At 42.4% G+C, this 1,188-nt stretch carries 1 protein-coding gene; it reads right to left on the minus strand.

From position 1 onward, the window contains the following. Positions 1-1,180: elongation factor Tu (tuf, locus tag CWS31_RS17290; protein ID WP_101342772.1), on the minus strand; the 1,180-nt coding region annotated here is incomplete at its 3' end. Positions 1,181-1,188 lie beyond the last annotated feature (8 nt).

The following is a 1,188-nucleotide window of genomic DNA, read 5'->3' on the forward strand; positions in this document are numbered from 1 at the left end:
CAATAATTTTTGAAACAACACCAGCACCAACAGTACGACCACCTTCACGGATTGCGAAGCGTAAACCTTCGTCCATCGCTACTGGGTTGATTAGCTCAACAACAAACTTCAAGTTGTCGCCAGGCATTACCATTTCAACACCTTCAGGAAGCTCTACAGCACCTGTGATATCTGTTGTACGGAAGTAGAACTGTGGACGGTAACCTTTGAAGAATGGAGTATGACGACCACCTTCATCTTTACTTAACACGTATACTTCTGACTCAAACTTAGTGTGAGGAGAAATTGAACCAGGCTTACATAGTACTTGACCACGTTCTACATCTTCACGCTTAAGACCACGTAAAAGAATACCACAGTTCTCACCAGCACGACCTTCGTCAAGAAGCTTACGGAACATTTCTACACCAGTACAAGTTGATTTTTGTGTATCACGGATACCTACAACTTCTACTTCTTCACCAACTTTGATGATACCACGTTCAACACGACCTGTTACAACAGTACCACGACCAGCGATTGAGAAAACGTCTTCGATTGGCATGATGAATGCACCGTCGATTGCACGCTCTGGCTCTGGGATGTATGAATCTAATTGGTCAGCAAGTTCCAATACTTTAGCTTCCCATTTTTCATCGCCTTGAAGCGCCATTAATGCTGAACCTTGGATAACTGGTAAGTCATCACCTGGGAAGTCATATTCAGAAAGTAGCTCACGGATTTCCATTTCTACTAATTCTAATAATTCTTCGTCATCTACAACGTCACATTTGTTCATGAAAACGATGATGTAAGGAACACCAACTTGACGTGATAATAAGATGTGCTCACGTGTTTGTGGCATTGGACCATCTGTTGCAGCAACTACTAAGATCGCGCCGTCCATTTGTGCAGCACCAGTGATCATGTTTTTGATGTAATCGGCATGGCCAGGACAATCAACGTGTGCGTAGTGACGTGTTTCTGTATCGTATTCGATGTGAGAAGTATTGATTGTAATACCACGTTCACGTTCTTCAGGAGCGTTATCGATTTGTGCGAAATCTCTAAGTTCACCACCGTGAACTTTAGTTAATACCGCAGAGATAGCAGCTGTTAAAGTTGTTTTACCGTGATCTACGTGACCGATAGTACCAACGTTAACATGCGGTTTTAGACGTTCAAATTTTGCTTTAGCCATTTTTCAAT

Source organism: Colwellia echini (assembly GCF_002843355.2).
In the GTDB taxonomy this organism is placed as follows: domain Bacteria; phylum Pseudomonadota; class Gammaproteobacteria; order Enterobacterales; family Alteromonadaceae; genus Colwellia; species Colwellia echini.